The organism is Delftia sp. 11MD (genome assembly GCF_050907895.1).
Lineage (GTDB): Bacteria > Pseudomonadota > Gammaproteobacteria > Burkholderiales > Burkholderiaceae_C > Comamonas > Comamonas tsuruhatensis.
Genome location: NZ_CP194333.1, coordinates 2,128,915 through 2,144,984 on the forward strand (window position 1 = coordinate 2,128,915; position 16,070 = coordinate 2,144,984).

Sequence of the window (16,070 nt, forward strand, 5' to 3'; positions counted from 1 at the left end):
CATGGCATTTTTCAATTTTCGTTGGCCCGGCAAAAAAGACGACGGTGATTCGTCGTCCGCATCGAGGCGGCCCACACGGCTGGGACAGGCGGAAAGCGTCGATGTCATGCGCCGCCGGGCGCGCCACCGCCTCATCGGCGCGGCCGTGCTGGTCCTGGCGGGCGTGGTGGGATTCCCCCTGCTGTTCGACACGCAGCCGCGTCCGATTCCCGTGGACATCCCCATCGAGATTCCCGACCGCGACAAGGTCGCTCCTCTGGTCGTGCCCGGCGCCAATGCCGTGGACGCCCATCCGCACCAGGGCGCCGCTTCCCCGGCAGGCCGCGTGCCGGCCCAGGCCTCGCTGGGCGCCGACGAGGAAGAGGTTCCCATGGGCAGGCCTTCCGTGCCCGTGGCGCCGGCCGTCTCGCAGGTGGCTCCGGTCAAGCCGGAAGCAAAGCCCGAAACCCGGCCCGAGGCAAAGCCTGAGCCCAAGCCCGCCGCCAAGCCTGAGACCAAACCCGAGCCCAAGCCGGAACCCAGGCCCAAGCCCGAGCCGGCCAAACCCGAACACAAGCCGGAGCCCAAGCCCGAACCCAAACCCGAGCCGAAGCCAAAGCCCGAACCCAAGCCCGAGCCGTCCAGGAGCGACGACGCCGCGCGTGCCCGGGCCCTGCTGGAAGGTCGCAGCGCACCGGCGGCACCGGCGGCTGCTGCGGCGACGGACGAGCGCTTCATCGTGCAGGTCGGCGCCTTCTCCGATGCCGGCAAGGCCCAGGAAATCCGCGCCAAGCTGGAGCTGGCGGGCCTGAAGACTTTCACGCAGGTGGTGGACACCAAGGACGGCAAGCGCACGCGTGTGCGTGTGGGCCCGTTCAACGGCCGTGCCGAAGCCGACAAGGCGGCGGCGCGCGTCAAGGGCCAGGGCCTGCCGGCGTCGGTGCTCAAGCTCTGAGGCGGTGACGTACATCTTGATCTTGCAAAGCAGCACAGGCGCACAGAGATAGCGTATGTCCACGGTGGACTGGGTTTTGCTGGCCTGCGTGCTGGCCTCGATGCTGCTTGGCGCCTGGCGCGGGCTGGTGTACGAGGTGCTGTCTCTGCTGGGCTGGCTGGTGGCCTTTGTCGTGGCCCGCATCTGGGCGGCCGACGTGGCGCTGTGGCTGCCCATGCAGGACTGGGACATGCAGCTGCGCTACGCCGCAGGCTTTGTGCTGTTGTTCGTGCTGGCGCTGTTCGGCTGGGGCCTGGTGTCCTGGCTGTCGCGCCGGCTGATCGAGGCGGTGGGCCTGAGGCCCGTGGACCGCACGCTGGGCGCGCTGTTCGGCGTGCTGCGCGGGGCGCTGCTGGCCCTGGTGGCAACGATGGTGATCAGCTACACGCCGCTGCATCAGGGGCAGTGGTGGCAGGATTCAGCCCTGGCACCATGGCTGATGCAGGCGCTGGCTGTGGTTTTGCCACAGCTGCCGCAGGAATGGGGACGCTATCTGCCGGCTGCATGACAAGGCGCTGCAGCGCAGGAGTCGGCTGGCAGAAACAGTTTGGATAGAGAAATCGGGCGCAGGCGTGGCCAATGGGTGGCTGCTACGGCCCAGACAGCGAAGGGCGACCTTCGCAAACGGATGGAACGCAACTATGTGTGGAATCGTTGGTGTAGTCAGCACCGCGCCCGTGAATCAACTGATCTATGACGCCCTGCTGCTGCTGCAGCACCGTGGCCAGGATGCCGCAGGCATCGTGACCCAGCAGGAGCGCAAGTTCTTCATGCACAAGGCCAAGGGCATGGTGCGCGACGTGTTCCGCACCCGCAACATGCGTGCCCTGCCGGGCACTGTGGGCCTGGGTCAGGTGCGCTACCCGACGGCCGGCAACGCGACCAGCGAGGAAGAGGCCCAGCCCTTCTACGTGAACGCGCCCTTCGGCATCGTCATGGTGCACAACGGCAACCTCACCAATGCCAAGCAGCTGCGCGAGGAGCTGTCGGACACCGACCACCGCCACACCAACACCGAGAGCGACTCCGAAGTCCTGCTCAACGTGCTGGCCCACGAGCTGGCCCGCGCCAGCAGTGGCGCGCCGCTCAAGAGCGAAGACGTCTTCCAGGCCGTCAGCGCCGTGCACAAGCGCATCAAGGGCTCGTACGCCGTGATCGCGCTGATTGCGGGCTACGGCCTGCTGGCCTTCCGCGACCCCTTCGGCATCCGTCCCCTGTGCATGGGCCGCAGCGCCGACGGCACGGTGATGCTGGCCAGCGAATCCGTGGCCCTGGAAGGCACGCTGCACCAGCTCGAGCGCGATGTCGCTCCGGGTGAAGCCGTGTTCGTGCACAGCGACGGCCAGGTCGAAACCCGCCAGTGCGCCGAAAAGAGCGAGCTGCACCCCTGCGTGTTCGAGTACGTGTACCTGGCCCGTCCGGACTCGGTGCTCGACGGCATCTCCGTCTACCAGGCGCGCCTGAACATGGGCGAGACGCTGGCCAAGCGCGTGGTCTCCACCGTGCCGCCCAACGAGATCGACGCCATCATCCCGATTCCGGAATCCAGCCGGCCCAGCGCCATGCAGCTGGCCCAGCTGCTGGGCATTCCCTACCGCGAAGGCTTCGTCAAGAACCGCTACGTGGGCCGCACCTTCATCATGCCGGGCCAGGCCTCGCGCAAGAAATCCGTGCGCCAGAAGCTCAACGCCATCGGCAGCGAGTTCAAGGGCCGCAAGGTGCTGCTGGTGGACGACTCCATCGTGCGCGGCACCACCTCCAAGGAGATCGTGCAGATGGCGCGTGACGCCGGCGCCGTCAAGGTCTACCTGGCCTCGGCCGCTCCTCCGGTGCGCCATCCCAACGTCTACGGCATCGACATGCCCACGCGCGCCGAACTGGTGGCGCATGGCCGCACGGTCGAGGAAATCCGCCAGGTCATCGGCGCCGACGCGCTGATCTACCAGGACGTGGCCGCCATGAAGCAGACCGTGGGCAAGATCAATCCGCAGGTGCAGGGCTTCGAGGCCTCGTGCTTCGACGGCGTCTACATCACGGGCGACATCTCCGAGGACGAGGTCACGGCGCTCAACGAGGGTCGTAACCGGGGCGGGGAGGAAGAGGCCAGCGATGCGTCGCGCCTGTCCCTGCCCAATGCCCAGGAAGCCTGAGCGCCAGGGCATTCAGTGACAATGTCGGGCGGGCCTGTGGCCCGCCTTTTTTGACAAATGAGCTAAAAGCGCTGGTGCTGGAGAGACCAGGGCCGCAAGGCCCTGGAAGCCGCCAGGTGACAAGTGCTTCTAGCTCCTTTTTTCCGGGCACCGCCACCGCTGGCGGGCTGCGCCCGATCCCCAAGGACCATCAACGTGACCAACAAGACACTTCCCGAAGGCCTGCATCCCGATACGCTGGCCCTGCGCGTGGGCGTGGAGCGAAGCCAGTGGGGTGAGCACAGCGAAGCCCTGTACATGACCAGCAGCTTCGTGCAGCCCGACTGTGCAACGGCTGCACGCCGCTTCGCCAATGAAGAGCCCGGCTACACCTACAGCCGCACCTCCAACCCCACCGTCACCAGCTTCGAGCAGCGCCTGGCCGCCATGGAGGGCACGGAATGCGCGGTGGCCACGTCCACGGGTATGTCGGCCATCTTGCTCGTGGCGCTGACCACGCTCAAGGCCGGCGACCATGTGATCTGCTCGCAGTCCATGTTCGGCTCCACCATCAAGCTGCTGGGCGGCGAGATGGCGCGCTTCGGCGTGGAGACCAGCTTTGTCTCGCAGACCGATGTGCAGGCCTGGAAGGCGGCCATCCGTCCCAACACGCGCCTTCTGTTCGCCGAGACGCCGACCAACCCGCTGACCGACCTGTGCGACATCGCCGCGCTGGCCGAGCTGGCGCACGCCCATGGCGCGCTGCTGGCCGTGGACAACAGCTTTGCCTCGCCCGTGCTGCAGCAGCCTGCCAAGTTCGGTGCCGACCTGGTCGTGCACTCCGGCACCAAGCTGCTGGACGGCCAGGGCCGCGTCATGTCGGGCGCCGTCTGCGGCACGACGGCACTGGTGGACAAGGTCATGGGCACCTTCCTGCGCAGCGGCGGCCTGAACCTGGCGCCGTTCAACGCCTGGGTGGTGCTCAAGGGGCTGGAGACGCTGTCCCTGCGCGTGAAGGCGCAAAGCGCCTCCGCGCTGGAGCTGGCCACCTGGCTGGAAGCCCATCCCAAGGTCGCCCGCGTCTACTACCCGGGCCTGGCCAGCCACCCGCAGCACGAGCTGGCCATGCGCCAGCAAAACGGCATGGGCGGCGGCGTGCTGTCCTTCGACGTGGTGGGCGAGGGCGCCGAACAGCTGCGCGCCAACGCCTTCCATGTGGCCGACAGCACCCGGGTGTGCTCGATCACGGCCAACCTGGGCGACGTCAAGACCACCATCACCCATCCGGCCAGCACCTCGCATGGCCGCCTGAGCGAAGAGCAGCGCCGTGCCGCCGGCATCGGCCAGGGCCTGCTGCGCATCTCCGTCGGACTGGAATACCTGGGCGACCTCAAGAACGATCTCTCCCGCGGACTGGATACCCTGCAATGACACAAAAAGTACGTACCCGTTTTGCCCCGTCTCCCACGGGCTTCATCCACCTGGGCAACATCCGCTCGGCCCTGTATCCCTGGGCCTTTGCGCGCGCCACTGGCGGCGATTTCATCCTGCGCATCGAGGACACCGACGTGGAGCGCTCCACCCAGGCCTCGGTGGACGTGATCATCGAGGGCATGGCCTGGCTGCAGCTGGACCATGACGAAGGTCCGTTCTATCAAATGCAGCGCATGGACCGCTACAAGGAGGTGCTGGCCGGCCTGCAGGCTTCGGGCCATGTCTACCCCTGCTACATGAGCGTGGAAGAACTCGACGCCCTGCGCGAGCGCCAGATGGCCAACAAGGAAAAGCCGCGCTACGACGGCACCTGGCGCCCTGAGGAAGGCAAGGTGCTGCCGCCCGTGCCCGAAGGCGTGCGTCCCGTGCTGCGCTTCAAGACGCCGAAGGGCGGCGTCGTGGCCTGGGAAGACAAGTGCAAGGGCCGCATCGAGTTCCAGAACAGCGAGCTGGACGACCTGGTGATCGCGCGCCCCGATGGCACGCCCACCTACAACTTCTGCGTCTGCGTGGACGACATGGACATGGCCATCACCCATGTCATCCGTGGCGACGACCACGTCAACAACACGCCGCGCCAGATCCACATCTTCGAGGCCCTGGGCGCCAGCGTGCCCGTGTTCGCCCATCTGCCCACCGTGCTCAACGAGCAGGGCGAGAAGATGAGCAAGCGCAACGGCGCCAAGGCCGTCACCCAGTACCGCGACGAAGGCTACCTGCCCGACGCCATGGTCAACTACCTGGCCCGCCTGGGCTGGAGCCATGGCGACGACGAAATCTTCAGCCGCGCCCAGTTCCTGGAGTGGTTCAACCTCGACCACCTGGGCCGCAGCGCAGGCCAGTTCGACGAGGCCAAGCTGCGCTGGGTCAACGCCCAGCACCTGAAGGCGCTGGACGACGCGGCCCTGGCAGAGCTGGTGCGCCCCTTCGTGCTCAAGACCGGCCTGGACCAGGCCCTGCTCGACGCAGACGACCGCCTGCCGCGCATCTGCGCCCTGTTCAAGGACCGCTGCGAAACCCTGGTCGATCTGGCCGGCTGGGTGCGCCTGTTCTATGTGGACGCCTTCGACCGCAACGCCGAGGACCTGGCAAAGCACGTGACCGACGCCGTGGCGCCCACCCTGGACGCCTTCGCCGAAGGCATCGCCTCGGTGGAGTGGAGCAAGGAAGCCATTGCTGCCCTGATCAAGGAAGTGCTCAAGGCCCAGGGCCTGAAGATGCCGCAACTGGCCATGCCGGTGCGCGTGCTGACGCTGGGCACGGCGCACACGCCTTCGGTGGACGCGGTGCTGGAGCTGCTGGGTCGTGAAAAAATTCTGGCGCGTTTGAAAAACCGCTGAAAACCTGTCTATAATTCGAGTCTCTGATGCAAACGCAGCAACTAACAAGAAGCAGCGATTGCAGCATGAAGGGGGTATAGCTCAGCTGGGAGAGCGCTTGCATGGCATGCAAGAGGTCATCGGTTCGATCCCGTTTACCTCCACCAAAATTGAGACTTGAGTTTGTAACGCAAGTTCTAGGATTGACCCTATCGTCTAGAGGCCTAGGACATCACCCTTTCACGGTGAGTACCGGGGTTCGAATCCCCGTAGGGTCGCCAAGTTTGCAGCACTTGGCTCGCAAGAGCGCAAAAGCTGTCTGCCAGGAGTGGTAGTTCAGTTGGTTAGAATACCGGCCTGTCACGCCGGGGGTCGCGGGTTCGAGTCCCGTCCACTCCGCCAAAATTTGTCGCTTGGTATGTAAGCGCCTTTGAAACACGAAGGCGCTTTTTTATCGGCGGATCACAGGCTGTGACCCTATCGTCTAGAGGCCTAGGACATCACCCTTTCACGGTGAGTACCGGGGTTCGAATCCCCGTAGGGTCGCCAAGTTTGCAGCACTTGGCTCGAAAGAGCGCAAAAGCTGTCTGCCAGGAGTGGTAGTTCAGTTGGTTAGAATACCGGCCTGTCACGCCGGGGGTCGCGGGTTCGAGTCCCGTCCACTCCGCCAGTATCGGATTCTTGGGGGTATAGCTCAGCTGGGAGAGCGCTTGCATGGCATGCAAGAGGTCATCGGTTCGATCCCGTTTACCTCCACCAAAAATCGAGACTTGAGTTTGTAACGCAAGTTCTAGGATTGACCCTATCGTCTAGAGGCCTAGGACATCACCCTTTCACGGTGAGTACCGGGGTTCGAATCCCCGTAGGGTCGCCAAGTTTGCAGCACTTGGCTCGCAAGAGCGCAAAAGTTGCCTGCCAGGAGTGGTAGTTCAGTTGGTTAGAATACCGGCCTGTCACGCCGGGGGTCGCGGGTTCGAGTCCCGTCCACTCCGCCAGATTCCTTGTGCAGACCCTCGTGTTTGCGCAGACAAGAAGCCACCGCAAGGTGGCTTTTTTGTTTCTGGTTGTTGCAGTTTTCGGTGTGACTTCTTCACATGGAAAGCCTTTGTGCACAAAACACGATCTATTGCCCAGATTTTTTAAGGGCAAACCCGGAACTTTCCCTCAACATTCGTAACAATAGACGGTGTCCTGTTTGCAGGGCGTCCATCTTTCACCGACTCGTCTGCCCCGCTCCATGCGCCTTGCGCCATCGTTTGTCTTTTCGTTGCTGATGCTGCTGTCCATCTTCTGCGGGCAGGTGGCAGCTTCGGCATCTTCCGATGGGTTGGAAGGCGATGGCCTGCTGGCGCACCATCCCGTCGTGACCATCGATGAGGAATTCCTCGAGGAACTCGCGGAAGTGGAGGAAGACGACGAGACCGAGTTTGCCGAGCTGACGGCACACAGCGGCAACAAGCGCCAGCTGCTGGCCCTGCTGGCCTGCGGCGAGGACCGCTCCGCCGAGATGTACTGGCCGCCCGAGCCCATCGCCGTGCAGGTGGTGTCGCTGTGGGCCCCGCCTTCGACCTATTCCCAGGCGCACCTGTCGCCCGCCCCGGGCCAGCTGCTGCGCCCTCCAAGACCTTCCCTGCTCGGCTGACCGCATATTGCGGCGCAGGCATGCCTTGTGCCCCTTGCGCCCCTTGTCGGCTGACGCATCCCACTGCCTGATCACTGCTCTTGCGCGCCTTGCTGGCGTGCACGCCATGCCGTCGTCCGCGCGCTGACTGCGCACGGCGCGGCCATGCCCGTTCCCGCGTGGTCCGCAGGGAAGGGCCCATCTCTTACTCAACCCCTCGACTGTCGCTTTGCGGCAGATGCATGCCATGGTGAATCCAACGGTATTGGCGGGAATGGCCCCCGCCCGTTTTCCATCCTGTTCGCGCAAGGTCCTGCAAGGCGCGATCTGCAGCCTGCTGGTGGGCTGGGGTGCTGGCGCTTCGGCGCAGGCCCACCCCCCTGGCAAGCCCCAGGCGTCCCAGGCGCCCCTGACGCAGGCGGCTCCGGCCGCCGCCGAGGCCGCCGAGGCCGCGGCGTCCCGTACGCCGATCGTGCCGAAGGCCGGTTCGGCCGCAGAGGCGCCTTCGGTGGCTTCGGCCGCCGCACAGCGCCTGCCCCAGCTGAGCCTGAACGAGGTCGTTCGCGCCGTGCTGGACCACAACCCCGATCTGCGCGCTGTCGAGCAGTCCCGGACCACGGCGCGCGCAGGCGTGGTCAGCGCCTCGGCGCTGCCCAATCCCAAGCTCGAATGGAACCAGGGCCGCAACAGCGCCCGCGTTCCGGGCGCAGCAGCCGGCACGGTGCAGGGCTGGGCCGTGGCCTTGCCCATCGAGAACCCCGCCGTGCGCGGTGCGCGCGTGGAGGCCGCGAGGGCAGGCGAGCAGGGCTCGGTGCACTTCGTGGCGACCACGCGCAATGCGCTGGTGGCCCAGGTGCGGCTGCGCGCCTACGAGATGGTGCTGCGCGAGGCGGAGGTCGAGGCCGCCAAGGAGGCGGTGCGCCTTCTGGAGCAGGCCCATGAGCGCGTCCGCGTCCGCGTGGACAGCGGCGAGGCGGCCCGCTACGAAATCATCAAGGCCGATGCCGAAATCATCCAGGCGCGCCAGCAGGAGCAGACCGCGCGGCTGCGTGCCGAGCAGGCGCAGCTGGCGCTGGGCCGCCTGGCCGCAGGCCAGCTGCCCGTGCGCTTCCGCCTGGATGTGTCGCTGGAGGATCCGCTGCGTATCGAGGACATGGGCGAGATCGATCCCATGGAGCATCCCGAACTGCGCCAGCTCAAGGCGGAGGTCGAGCGTGCCCAGGCGCGGCTTGACGGTGCCAAGGCCTCGCGCTGGCCGGGCGTGGAGCTGCGCTACGGCCAGACGCGCGAGCCCGATGTGCGCCTGAACACGGTGGGCGTGAGCATCCAGATCCCCTTGCTCGACCAGCACCGCGGCCCCATCGACGAGGCGGCCTCCGAGCTGGAGCGCGCGCGTCTGCAGCTGGAGGGCCGGCAGATCGAGCTGCGCCAGCAGACGCTGCAGGCCTGGAAGGAGCTGGAGATGGCGCGACTGCGCACCCAGGCACTGAGCCAGGGTTCGGTGCGCGAGGCCGAGTCGGCCCTGCGCGTGGCCGAGGCCGCCTACCGCTTCGGCGAGCGCGGCATTCTCGATGTGCTCGATGCGCAGCGCGTGCTGCGCTCCATCCGTGCAGACCTGCTCGACGCGCGCTACCAGCTGCAGGCGGCGCGCATACAGCTCGAATACCTGGCGGGCCGCTACGACGATCCGTCCGCGCTGTGAAGCGCGCCCCTGCCTCACACCCGAAATCAGAAACGAACATGTCCTTGAATATGCATCCGCAACCCATCGCCGCCCGCGCAGGCAGCAGCACCTTGGTGAACTCCCTGGCCCTGGCCGGCCTGCTGGCCGCAACGCTGGCGCTGAGCGCCTGCGGCAAGAACGAAGAGGCCGAAGCCAAGGCGGCGCCCGCAGCGGCCGCTGCGCAGGAGCAGGACCCGATGGAGGTCCGCGTCACCGCCGAGATGGCGCCCAACTTCGCCGTCAAGCCCGTGGCGCAGGCGCAGATCGCGCTGCTGCAGGAGGTGTCCGGCCGCATCGAGGCCAATGAGCGCCAGGTCACCCGCATTGGCGCGGCCGCCACGGGACGCGTGACCGAAGTGCTGGTCGAAGTGGGCGACCGCGTGCGCGCGGGCCAGGTGCTGGCCCGCGTGGCCAGCCCCGAGCTGACCACCGCCCAGCTGGCCTATCTGCGTGCACACTCCGCCGCCACGCTGGCCGAGCGCGGCGTGGAGCGCGCGCGCCAGCTGATAGCCGCCGACGTCATCGGCTCGGCCGAGCTGCAGCGCCGCGAGTCCGAGCTGTCGATTGCGCGCGCCGAGCAGCGCGCTGCCGGCGACCAGTTGCGCCTGATCGGCATTCCCGACAGCGCCATCGCCCAGCTGCGCGACAAGGGCACGCTGCAGTCGCATGCGGCCGTGCTGTCCACAGGGGCCGGCGTGGTGATCGAGCGCAAGGTCAGCTCCGGCCAGGTGACCCAGCCCGGCGATCCGCTGTTCACCGTGGCCGACCTGAGCAGCGTCTGGGTGGTGGGCGCGATCCCCGAGCAGATGGCCAGCGGCGTGCGTGCCGGCCAGGCCGTGGAGATCGCCGTGCCCGCCCTGGGCGAGCGGGTGCTGTCGGGCCAGATCGTGCATGTGGGCGACACCGTCACGCCCGAGACCCGCACCGTCACCATCCGCACCCAGGTGGACAACCCCGAGCGCGACCTCAAGCCCCAGATGCTGGCCACCATGCGCATCCAGGGCGAGGTGCGCCAGCTGCTGGCCGTGCCGGCCGAGGCCGTTGTGCGCGAGAACGACCGCGACCATGTCTTCGTCAAGAAGGGCGAGAACCACTACCGCCTCACGCCCGTCGAGCTGGGCACCGCCAGCGGCGGCATGCGCCCCGTGAACAAGGGCGTGGCCGATGGCACGGTCATCGTCACCACGGGAGCCTTCCACCTGAACAACGAGCGCAAGCGCGCAGAGCTGGAGTAAGCCCATGATCGCTTCCATGATCCGGGCCGCACTGAGCCAGCGGCTCATCGTGATCGTGCTCTCGCTGGTGCTGTGCGGCTTCGGCCTGCGCGCCGCCATGAATCTGTCGGTGGATGCCTTTCCTGACGTGACCAACGTCCAGGTCCAGGTGGCCACCGAGGCGCCAGGCCGTTCGCCCGAGGAAATCGAGCGCTTCGTGACCGTGCCGCTGGAAATCGCCATGACCGGCATGCCGGGCCTGGTGGAGATGCGCTCGCTCAACAAGAGCGGCCTGTCCATCATCACCCTGGTCTTCACCGATGCCACCGACGTGTACTTTGCTCGCCAGCTCGTCACCGAGCGGCTGATGGAGGTCACGCCGCGCATGCCCGCAGGCATCATCCCCGTGCTGGGGCCGGTGTCCACGGGCCTGGGCGAGGTCTACCAGTACACGCTGGACCATCCCAACGACGGCAAGCGGGCCCTCACGCCCGAGGAGCTGACCGAGCGCCGCACCATCCAGGACTGGGTGGCGCGCCCGCTGCTGCGCTCCATTCCCGGCGTGGCCGAAATCAACTCGCAGGGCGGCTACGTCAAGCAGTACCAGGTGGAGGTCGATCCCGGCCGGCTGCGCCACTACGGCCTGTCCGTGCGCCATGTGGTCCAGGCCATCGCCGACAACAACGCCAATGCCAGCGGCGGCATCCTGCCCCAGGTCACCGAGCAGTACCTGATCCGCGCCGTGGGCCTGGTCCAGTCGCTGGATGACATCGGCAACATCGTTCTCAAGCAGGAAGGCGGCGTGCCGGTCTTCGTGCGCGATGTGGCTGAGGTCCAGCTGGGCCAGGAAGTGCGCCAGGGCGCCATCATCAAGGGCGGCTATACCGAAGGCGTCTCCGGCATCGTGCTGATGATGCGCGGCGGCAATGCCAAGGAGGTGGTCACCCGCGTGAAGGAGCGCGTGCAGGAGATCAACTCCAAGGGCATGCTCCCCGGCGGCCTGCAGATCGTTCCCTACTACGACCGTACCGATCTGGTCGACTCGGCGCTGTGGACCGTGGGCAAGGTGCTGATCGAGGGCATCCTGCTCGTGGTCGTGGTGCTCTTCATCTTCCTGGGTGACGTGCGCTCCAGCCTGATCGTGGTGGCCACGCTGATCATCACGCCGCTGACCACCTTCATCATGATGAACCGCTGGGGCATCTCGGCCAACCTCATGTCGCTGGGGGGGCTGGCGATCGCCATCGGCCTCATGGTCGATGCCACCGTGGTGGTGGTGGAGAACGTGTTCCACAAGCTCGGCCAGGCCGGCGACAGCATGGGCGCACGCGTGCGCACCGTGCTGTCGGCCACCACCGAGGTGGCCACGCCCACCATCTTCGGCATCGCCATCATCATCCTGGTGTTCCTGCCGCTGATGACGCTGCAAGGCATCGAAGGCAAGATGTTCGGCCCGCTGGCGCTGACCATCGCGATCTCGCTGGCCGTCTCGCTGGCCGTGTCGCTGTTCCTGTCGCCCGTGCTGTGCTCGTACTTCCTCAAGGGCGGCGCGGACCATGACACGCGCCTGATCGCCTTCCTCAAGCGCCACTACCTGCGCCTGCTGGACCTGGCCACTGCGCGCAACCGCGCCACGCTGGCCGTGGCCGTGGCGCTGCTGCTGGGCTCGCTGGGACTGTTCCCGCTGCTGGGCAAGTCCTTCATGCCCACCATGAAGGAGGGGGCGCTGACGCCGCAGATCAACCGCGTGCCCAGCATCTCGCTGGACGAGTCCATCCGCATGGAAATGGCGGCGATGAAGTCCGTGGCCGAAGTGCCCGGCGTGCTCAGCGTGGTCTCCAAGCTCGGACGCGGCGAATCGCCGGCCGATCCCGCAGGCCCCAACGAGTCCGACCCCATCGTGCTGCTGGACCCCGAGTCCGACCGCACCCAGGATGAGATCGACGAAGACATCCGCCAGCGCCTGTCCTCGATCCCGGGCGTGCAGATCGTGCTGTCCCAGCCGATCTCCGAGCGCGTGGACGAAATGGTCACGGGCGTGCGCTCGCAACTGGCCATCAAGGTCTTCGGCGACGAGCTGAGCGAGCTGCGCGACGTGTCCGAGCAGGTCGCACGCATCCTCAAGAGCGTGCCGGGCAGCACGGACATCCGCGTCGAGCGCCTGTCAGGCCAGCAGGCGCTGACCGTGGATATCGACCGCAAGGCGATCGCCCGCCACGGCCTGAACGTCACCGACGTGCAGGGCGTGATCGAGTCGGCCATCGGCGGCAAGGAAGTGACCACGGTCTACGAGGGCGAGCGCCGCTACAACGTGGTGGTTCGCTTCCCCGAGCCGTTCCGCGGCTCGCCCGCCGCCATCGGCGCCACCTTGCTGACCACGGCCACGGGCGCCCAGGTGCCGCTGAGCAGCGTGGCCCGCATCGAGCTGGTGGACGGCCCCGCGCAGATCAGCCGCGAAGGCGGCAAGCGCCGCGTGGTGGTGGGAGCCAACGTGGAAGGGCGCGACCTGGGCGGCTTCGTGACCGAAGTGCAGCAGCGCATCGACAGTGAAGTGCAGTTGCCCGATGGCTACTACTTCAAGTACGGTGGCCAGTTCGAGAACATGGAGCGCGCCATGGGCACGCTGCAGATCATCGTGCCGCTGACCATCGTGGCCATCTTCTTCCTGCTGTTCCTGCTGTTCAACTCGGTCAAGCTGGCCGGGCTGATCATCCTGGTGCTGCCCTTCGCCTCCATCGGGGGACTGATAGGCCTGTTCGTCACGGGCGAATACGTGAGCGTGCCGGCGTCGGTGGGCTTCATCGCGCTGTGGGGCATTGCGGTGCTCAACGGCGTGGTGCTGGTCTCCTGCATCCGCAAGCTGCGCGAAGATGGCATGAACGTGGCCGAGGCCGTGCGCGAAGGCTGCGTGCAGCGCTTCCGCCCCGTGATGATGACGGCCACCGTCGCGCTGCTGGGCCTGGTGCCCTTCCTGTTCGCCACCGGCCCCGGCTCGGAGGTGCAACGCCCGCTGGCCATCGTGGTGATCGGTGGCCTGATCTCGTCCACCCTGCTCACGCTGGTGGTGTTGCCGACCCTGTACCGCTGGTTTGACGAAAAACCGCTGGAAGCCTGATGAAGGAGACACTGCAATGACCATGAAGGAAATCCGGGCCATCGTGCGCCCCAGCCGCCTGGAGCGCCTGCGCGACGCGCTGCGCGCCATTCCCAACTTCCCCGGCGTGACGCTGTTCCGTGCCGAGGGCTTCACGGCCCCGGCCGCCATCGACAAGCGCAGCGTGAAGGAGGAGTTGACCGACTTCTCCGACAAGATCATGGTCTGCGTGCTGGCCGAGGCATCCATGGTCGAGCCCATCCGCGCGGCCATCACCTCGGCCTGTCACTCGGGCCAGGTCGGCGACGGCCTGGTCTGGGTGGTGGACATCGCCGAGATCCACCGCATACGCGACGGGCAAAGCCTGGCCTGACCCGGGCTGCAGCAGGGCGCCGGAATGCAGGGCGACATAAAAAAGTCATGCATTCCGGAATTGCCCCAAAAACGCTGTGCTACAATTTTTGAATCGCAGCAACGAAGCAGTGCAACGTTGCAGCAAGGGGGTATAGCTCAGCTGGGAGAGCGCTTGCATGGCATGCAAGAGGTCATCGGTTCGATCCCGTTTACCTCCACCAAAAATTGAGACTTGAGTATTTACGCAAGTTCTAGGATTGACCCTATCGTCTAGAGGCCTAGGACATCACCCTTTCACGGTGAGTACCGGGGTTCGAATCCCCGTAGGGTCGCCAAGTTTGCAGCACTTGGCTCGCAAGAGCGCAAAAGCTGTCTGCCAGGAGTGGTAGTTCAGTTGGTTAGAATACCGGCCTGTCACGCCGGGGGTCGCGGGTTCGAGTCCCGTCCACTCCGCCAGATTCCTTGTGCAAACCACCGCGTTTGCGCAGACAAGAAGCCACCGCAAGGTGGCTTTTTTTCGTCTGCAGTTTCGCTGCGGGCCGCGTCTCGATGGGGCCTGCCCAGTGCGATGGCAGGGGCCTGCGCTGCAGGCAGTTCCTGCTTCCATCCCGATGTATCGGGCATCACCAGTCCGTCATGATCCAGGCCCATCATCCACGGCGAGGGAAAGCCATGGTGATGCGATGCGCCATAGGCGATGCCTGCCGATTTTCCACAGCCGATAGCCGTGTCTCCGTTTGCACTGGCGGGACGTCTTCCAGGCAGGTGTGAGCAGCCATTCCAGGCCCGGTCCTGTCGCCGGAACTGGTAATGCTTCTCATTTCAATGTTGGAAAACGTCAAAGGAGCGCCACTGAATGCCATGGTCCCGGTTCAAGTTTCAGCACGTCTGCAAGGCTGCACAGCCCTTGCCGATCCTGTTGCAGGACGCATGGATCCGGCGAGGGCGGCCGCCGCCCTGAGGCCGTCATGAGGCCGATCTAGGCCCGATCTAGGCCTGCCTCCCAAGTCACGCCGATGCGCATCGGCGCGCACTGATGCCCTGCGGTCAGCGGTTGTGCCGCCGCTTGCCGCCTGTGCCGAGGCCCGCTCCGCCCTATTGCACGGGCGGCACGCCGGCCGTCCATCGACCTGCGGTCGACATTTCCCCTTGATGTTCTTGCCTAGCTTGCGAGAGGAACTGCATCGTGTCCTTGAATCACACACATTCTTCGCTGGAAGAGGTCTTCATTGCTTCGCGTGGACAGTTGGTGAGGGTCGCGCGAAGAATTCTCAGGAATCCCGAACTGGCCGACGAGGCCGTGCAGGACACCTATCTGCGCGTTGCCGAAATGCGCAGCGATGCCGAGATCGCCAGGCCCGCCGCCTACTGGACGCGCGCCGTCTGCAACATGGCGCTGGACTACCTGCGCCGCCAGGAGCGCGAGAACACCTACCGCACCCACGGCGTGGATGTGGAGACGCTGGAGATACCGGACAGCCGCTCGCCCGAGCGCCTTTTGTTCGAGTCCCAGGCCATACGCCTGATCGACCAGGCCCTGGACGAGGTGCCGCCCAAGACCCGCGAGACCTTCGAGCTGTACCGCATCAAGGGACTCACGCAGCGCCAGATCGCCGAGCACATGGAGTGCGCGCTGGGCCTGGTGAACGCCAGGATTGCCGACGCCTGCAAGGCCATCCATGTCCACCGCTCGCTGCTGGACCACCATTGAACGGTGCAGCCCGGCGCACGACCCGGAACCGGCGCGCACGCGGCGTGAACAGTTTCGGGTTCGGAACGTCATGTTCAACAGAGGCGCAGTACCGGGTCGCCGCGATCCCGTACTGGCCTCACCGATGTTCAACCGCATTAAGGACGCCTGCATGTCTACAAGCTGCTTCGACCGCGAAGACGAAACCTTCATCGTTCTGGTCAACCACGAGGAACAGTATTCCATCTGGCCGCACTGGAAGGCCGTGCCCGGCGGCTGGACCGCCGTGGAGGGCGTGAAGGGCGACAAGAAAACCGTGCTCGACTACGTGGACGCCACCTGGACCGACATGCGGCCCAAGTCGCTGCGCGTGTGGATGCAGCAGCAGGAACAGGCGGGTGCCGGCGCCGCGCTGCACAAGGCCGATACCGATACCGAAACCGCAGCGGGCTGACGCGC

General features: G+C 66.1%; 12 protein-coding genes and 11 tRNA genes. All 23 read left to right on the plus strand.

Going from position 1 to position 16,070, the window contains the following annotated elements; translation table 11 throughout:
* The first annotated feature begins 1 nt into the window (after nt 1).
* Nucleotides 2-934 (plus strand): SPOR domain-containing protein, encoded by a 933-nt coding sequence (locus ACRSCF_RS09530; protein WP_016449257.1) that lies wholly within the window; start codon nt 2-4, stop codon nt 932-934.
* Nucleotides 935-989: 55 nt separating this feature from the next.
* The gene (locus ACRSCF_RS09535; RefSeq protein WP_012206569.1) at nt 990-1,481 is read left to right on the plus strand and encodes a CvpA family protein; all 492 of its coding nucleotides are present in this window, start codon (nt 990-992) and stop codon (nt 1,479-1,481) included.
* 133 nt (nt 1,482-1,614) lie between these two features.
* Entirely contained in the window at nt 1,615-3,123 is a 1,509-nt protein-coding gene (purF, locus tag ACRSCF_RS09540) for an amidophosphoribosyltransferase (protein WP_016449259.1), read from the plus strand.
* Between the two features lie 195 nt (nt 3,124-3,318).
* Nucleotides 3,319-4,533 (plus strand): O-succinylhomoserine sulfhydrylase, encoded by a 1,215-nt coding sequence (locus ACRSCF_RS09545; protein ID WP_016449260.1) that lies wholly within the window; start codon nt 3,319-3,321, stop codon nt 4,531-4,533.
* Nucleotides 4,530-5,936, plus strand: a complete 1,407-nt coding sequence (gene gltX, locus ACRSCF_RS09550; RefSeq protein WP_017404949.1) for a glutamate--tRNA ligase — start codon at nt 4,530-4,532, stop codon at nt 5,934-5,936. Before ACRSCF_RS09545 ends, gltX begins: the two co-directional genes overlap by 4 nt.
* Nucleotides 5,937-6,006: 70 nt before the next feature.
* Nucleotides 6,007-6,082: transfer RNA gene (locus ACRSCF_RS09555), tRNA-Ala, on the plus strand.
* A 38-nt stretch (nt 6,083-6,120) separates the two neighbouring features.
* A tRNA-Glu gene (locus ACRSCF_RS09560) sits at nt 6,121-6,196 on the plus strand.
* 44 nt (nt 6,197-6,240) lie between these two features.
* Nucleotides 6,241-6,317 (plus strand) — tRNA-Asp (locus ACRSCF_RS09565).
* A 71-nt stretch (nt 6,318-6,388) separates the two neighbouring features.
* A tRNA-Glu gene (locus ACRSCF_RS09570) sits at nt 6,389-6,464 on the plus strand.
* A 44-nt stretch (nt 6,465-6,508) separates the two neighbouring features.
* Nucleotides 6,509-6,585, plus strand: a tRNA-Asp gene (locus ACRSCF_RS09575).
* A 13-nt stretch (nt 6,586-6,598) separates the two neighbouring features.
* Nucleotides 6,599-6,674, plus strand: a tRNA-Ala gene (locus ACRSCF_RS09580).
* Nucleotides 6,675-6,713: 39 nt separating this feature from the next.
* A tRNA-Glu gene (locus ACRSCF_RS09585) sits at nt 6,714-6,789 on the plus strand.
* Nucleotides 6,790-6,833: 44 nt separating this feature from the next.
* Nucleotides 6,834-6,910: transfer RNA gene (locus ACRSCF_RS09590), tRNA-Asp, on the plus strand.
* Nucleotides 6,911-7,188: 278 nt separating this feature from the next.
* A complete protein-coding gene (locus tag ACRSCF_RS09595) occupies nt 7,189-7,557 on the plus strand; it encodes a hypothetical protein (RefSeq protein WP_017407525.1) in 369 nt (122 codons plus the stop codon).
* A gap of 226 nt (nt 7,558-7,783) precedes the next feature.
* Entirely contained in the window at nt 7,784-9,238 is a 1,455-nt protein-coding gene (locus ACRSCF_RS09600; RefSeq protein ID WP_016451428.1) for a TolC family protein, read from the plus strand.
* A gap of 38 nt (nt 9,239-9,276) precedes the next feature.
* Nucleotides 9,277-10,494: an efflux RND transporter periplasmic adaptor subunit gene (locus ACRSCF_RS09605; RefSeq protein ID WP_016450795.1), complete on the plus strand. Its 1,218-nt coding sequence runs from the start codon at nt 9,277-9,279 to the stop codon at nt 10,492-10,494.
* A 4-nt stretch (nt 10,495-10,498) separates the two neighbouring features.
* Complete coding sequence (locus ACRSCF_RS09610; protein ID WP_244387948.1) at nt 10,499-13,588, plus strand: efflux RND transporter permease subunit; 3,090 nt, start codon at nt 10,499-10,501, stop codon at nt 13,586-13,588.
* Between the two features lie 16 nt (nt 13,589-13,604).
* Nucleotides 13,605-13,940 (plus strand): P-II family nitrogen regulator, encoded by a 336-nt coding sequence (locus tag ACRSCF_RS09615; RefSeq protein ID WP_016450797.1) that lies wholly within the window; start codon nt 13,605-13,607, stop codon nt 13,938-13,940.
* Nucleotides 13,941-14,066: 126 nt separating this feature from the next.
* Nucleotides 14,067-14,142 (plus strand) — tRNA-Ala (locus tag ACRSCF_RS09620).
* A 38-nt stretch (nt 14,143-14,180) separates the two neighbouring features.
* Nucleotides 14,181-14,256: transfer RNA gene (locus tag ACRSCF_RS09625), tRNA-Glu, on the plus strand.
* A gap of 44 nt (nt 14,257-14,300) precedes the next feature.
* A tRNA-Asp gene (locus ACRSCF_RS09630) sits at nt 14,301-14,377 on the plus strand.
* A gap of 730 nt (nt 14,378-15,107) precedes the next feature.
* Complete coding sequence (locus tag ACRSCF_RS09635; RefSeq protein WP_034363653.1) at nt 15,108-15,632, plus strand: sigma-70 family RNA polymerase sigma factor; 525 nt, start codon at nt 15,108-15,110, stop codon at nt 15,630-15,632.
* Between the two features lie 151 nt (nt 15,633-15,783).
* Entirely contained in the window at nt 15,784-16,065 is a 282-nt protein-coding gene (locus ACRSCF_RS09640; protein WP_034363732.1) for an MbtH family protein, read from the plus strand.
* Nucleotides 16,066-16,070 lie beyond the last annotated feature (5 nt).

What these genes read in the sequence shown, in the direction of transcription:
- ACRSCF_RS09605 (WP_016450795.1), top strand. Translation starts at nt 9,277, where the DNA reads ATGTCCTTGAATATGCATCCGCAACCCATCGCCGCCCGCGCAGGCAGC.
- ACRSCF_RS09595 (WP_017407525.1), top strand. Translation starts at nt 7,189, where the DNA reads ATGCTGCTGTCCATCTTCTGCGGGCAGGTGGCAGCTTCGGCATCTTCC.
- ACRSCF_RS09610 (WP_244387948.1), top strand. Translation starts at nt 10,499, where the DNA reads ATGATCGCTTCCATGATCCGGGCCGCACTGAGCCAGCGGCTCATCGTG.
- ACRSCF_RS09600 (WP_016451428.1), top strand. Translation starts at nt 7,784, where the DNA reads ATGGTGAATCCAACGGTATTGGCGGGAATGGCCCCCGCCCGTTTTCCA.
- purF (WP_016449259.1), top strand. Translation starts at nt 1,615, where the DNA reads ATGTGTGGAATCGTTGGTGTAGTCAGCACCGCGCCCGTGAATCAACTG.
- ACRSCF_RS09640 (WP_034363732.1), top strand. Translation starts at nt 15,784, where the DNA reads ATGTCTACAAGCTGCTTCGACCGCGAAGACGAAACCTTCATCGTTCTG.
- gltX (WP_017404949.1), top strand. Translation starts at nt 4,530, where the DNA reads ATGACACAAAAAGTACGTACCCGTTTTGCCCCGTCTCCCACGGGCTTC.
- ACRSCF_RS09615 (WP_016450797.1), top strand. Translation starts at nt 13,605, where the DNA reads ATGACCATGAAGGAAATCCGGGCCATCGTGCGCCCCAGCCGCCTGGAG.
- ACRSCF_RS09530 (WP_016449257.1), top strand. Translation starts at nt 2, where the DNA reads ATGGCATTTTTCAATTTTCGTTGGCCCGGCAAAAAAGACGACGGTGAT.
- ACRSCF_RS09535 (WP_012206569.1), top strand. Translation starts at nt 990, where the DNA reads ATGTCCACGGTGGACTGGGTTTTGCTGGCCTGCGTGCTGGCCTCGATG.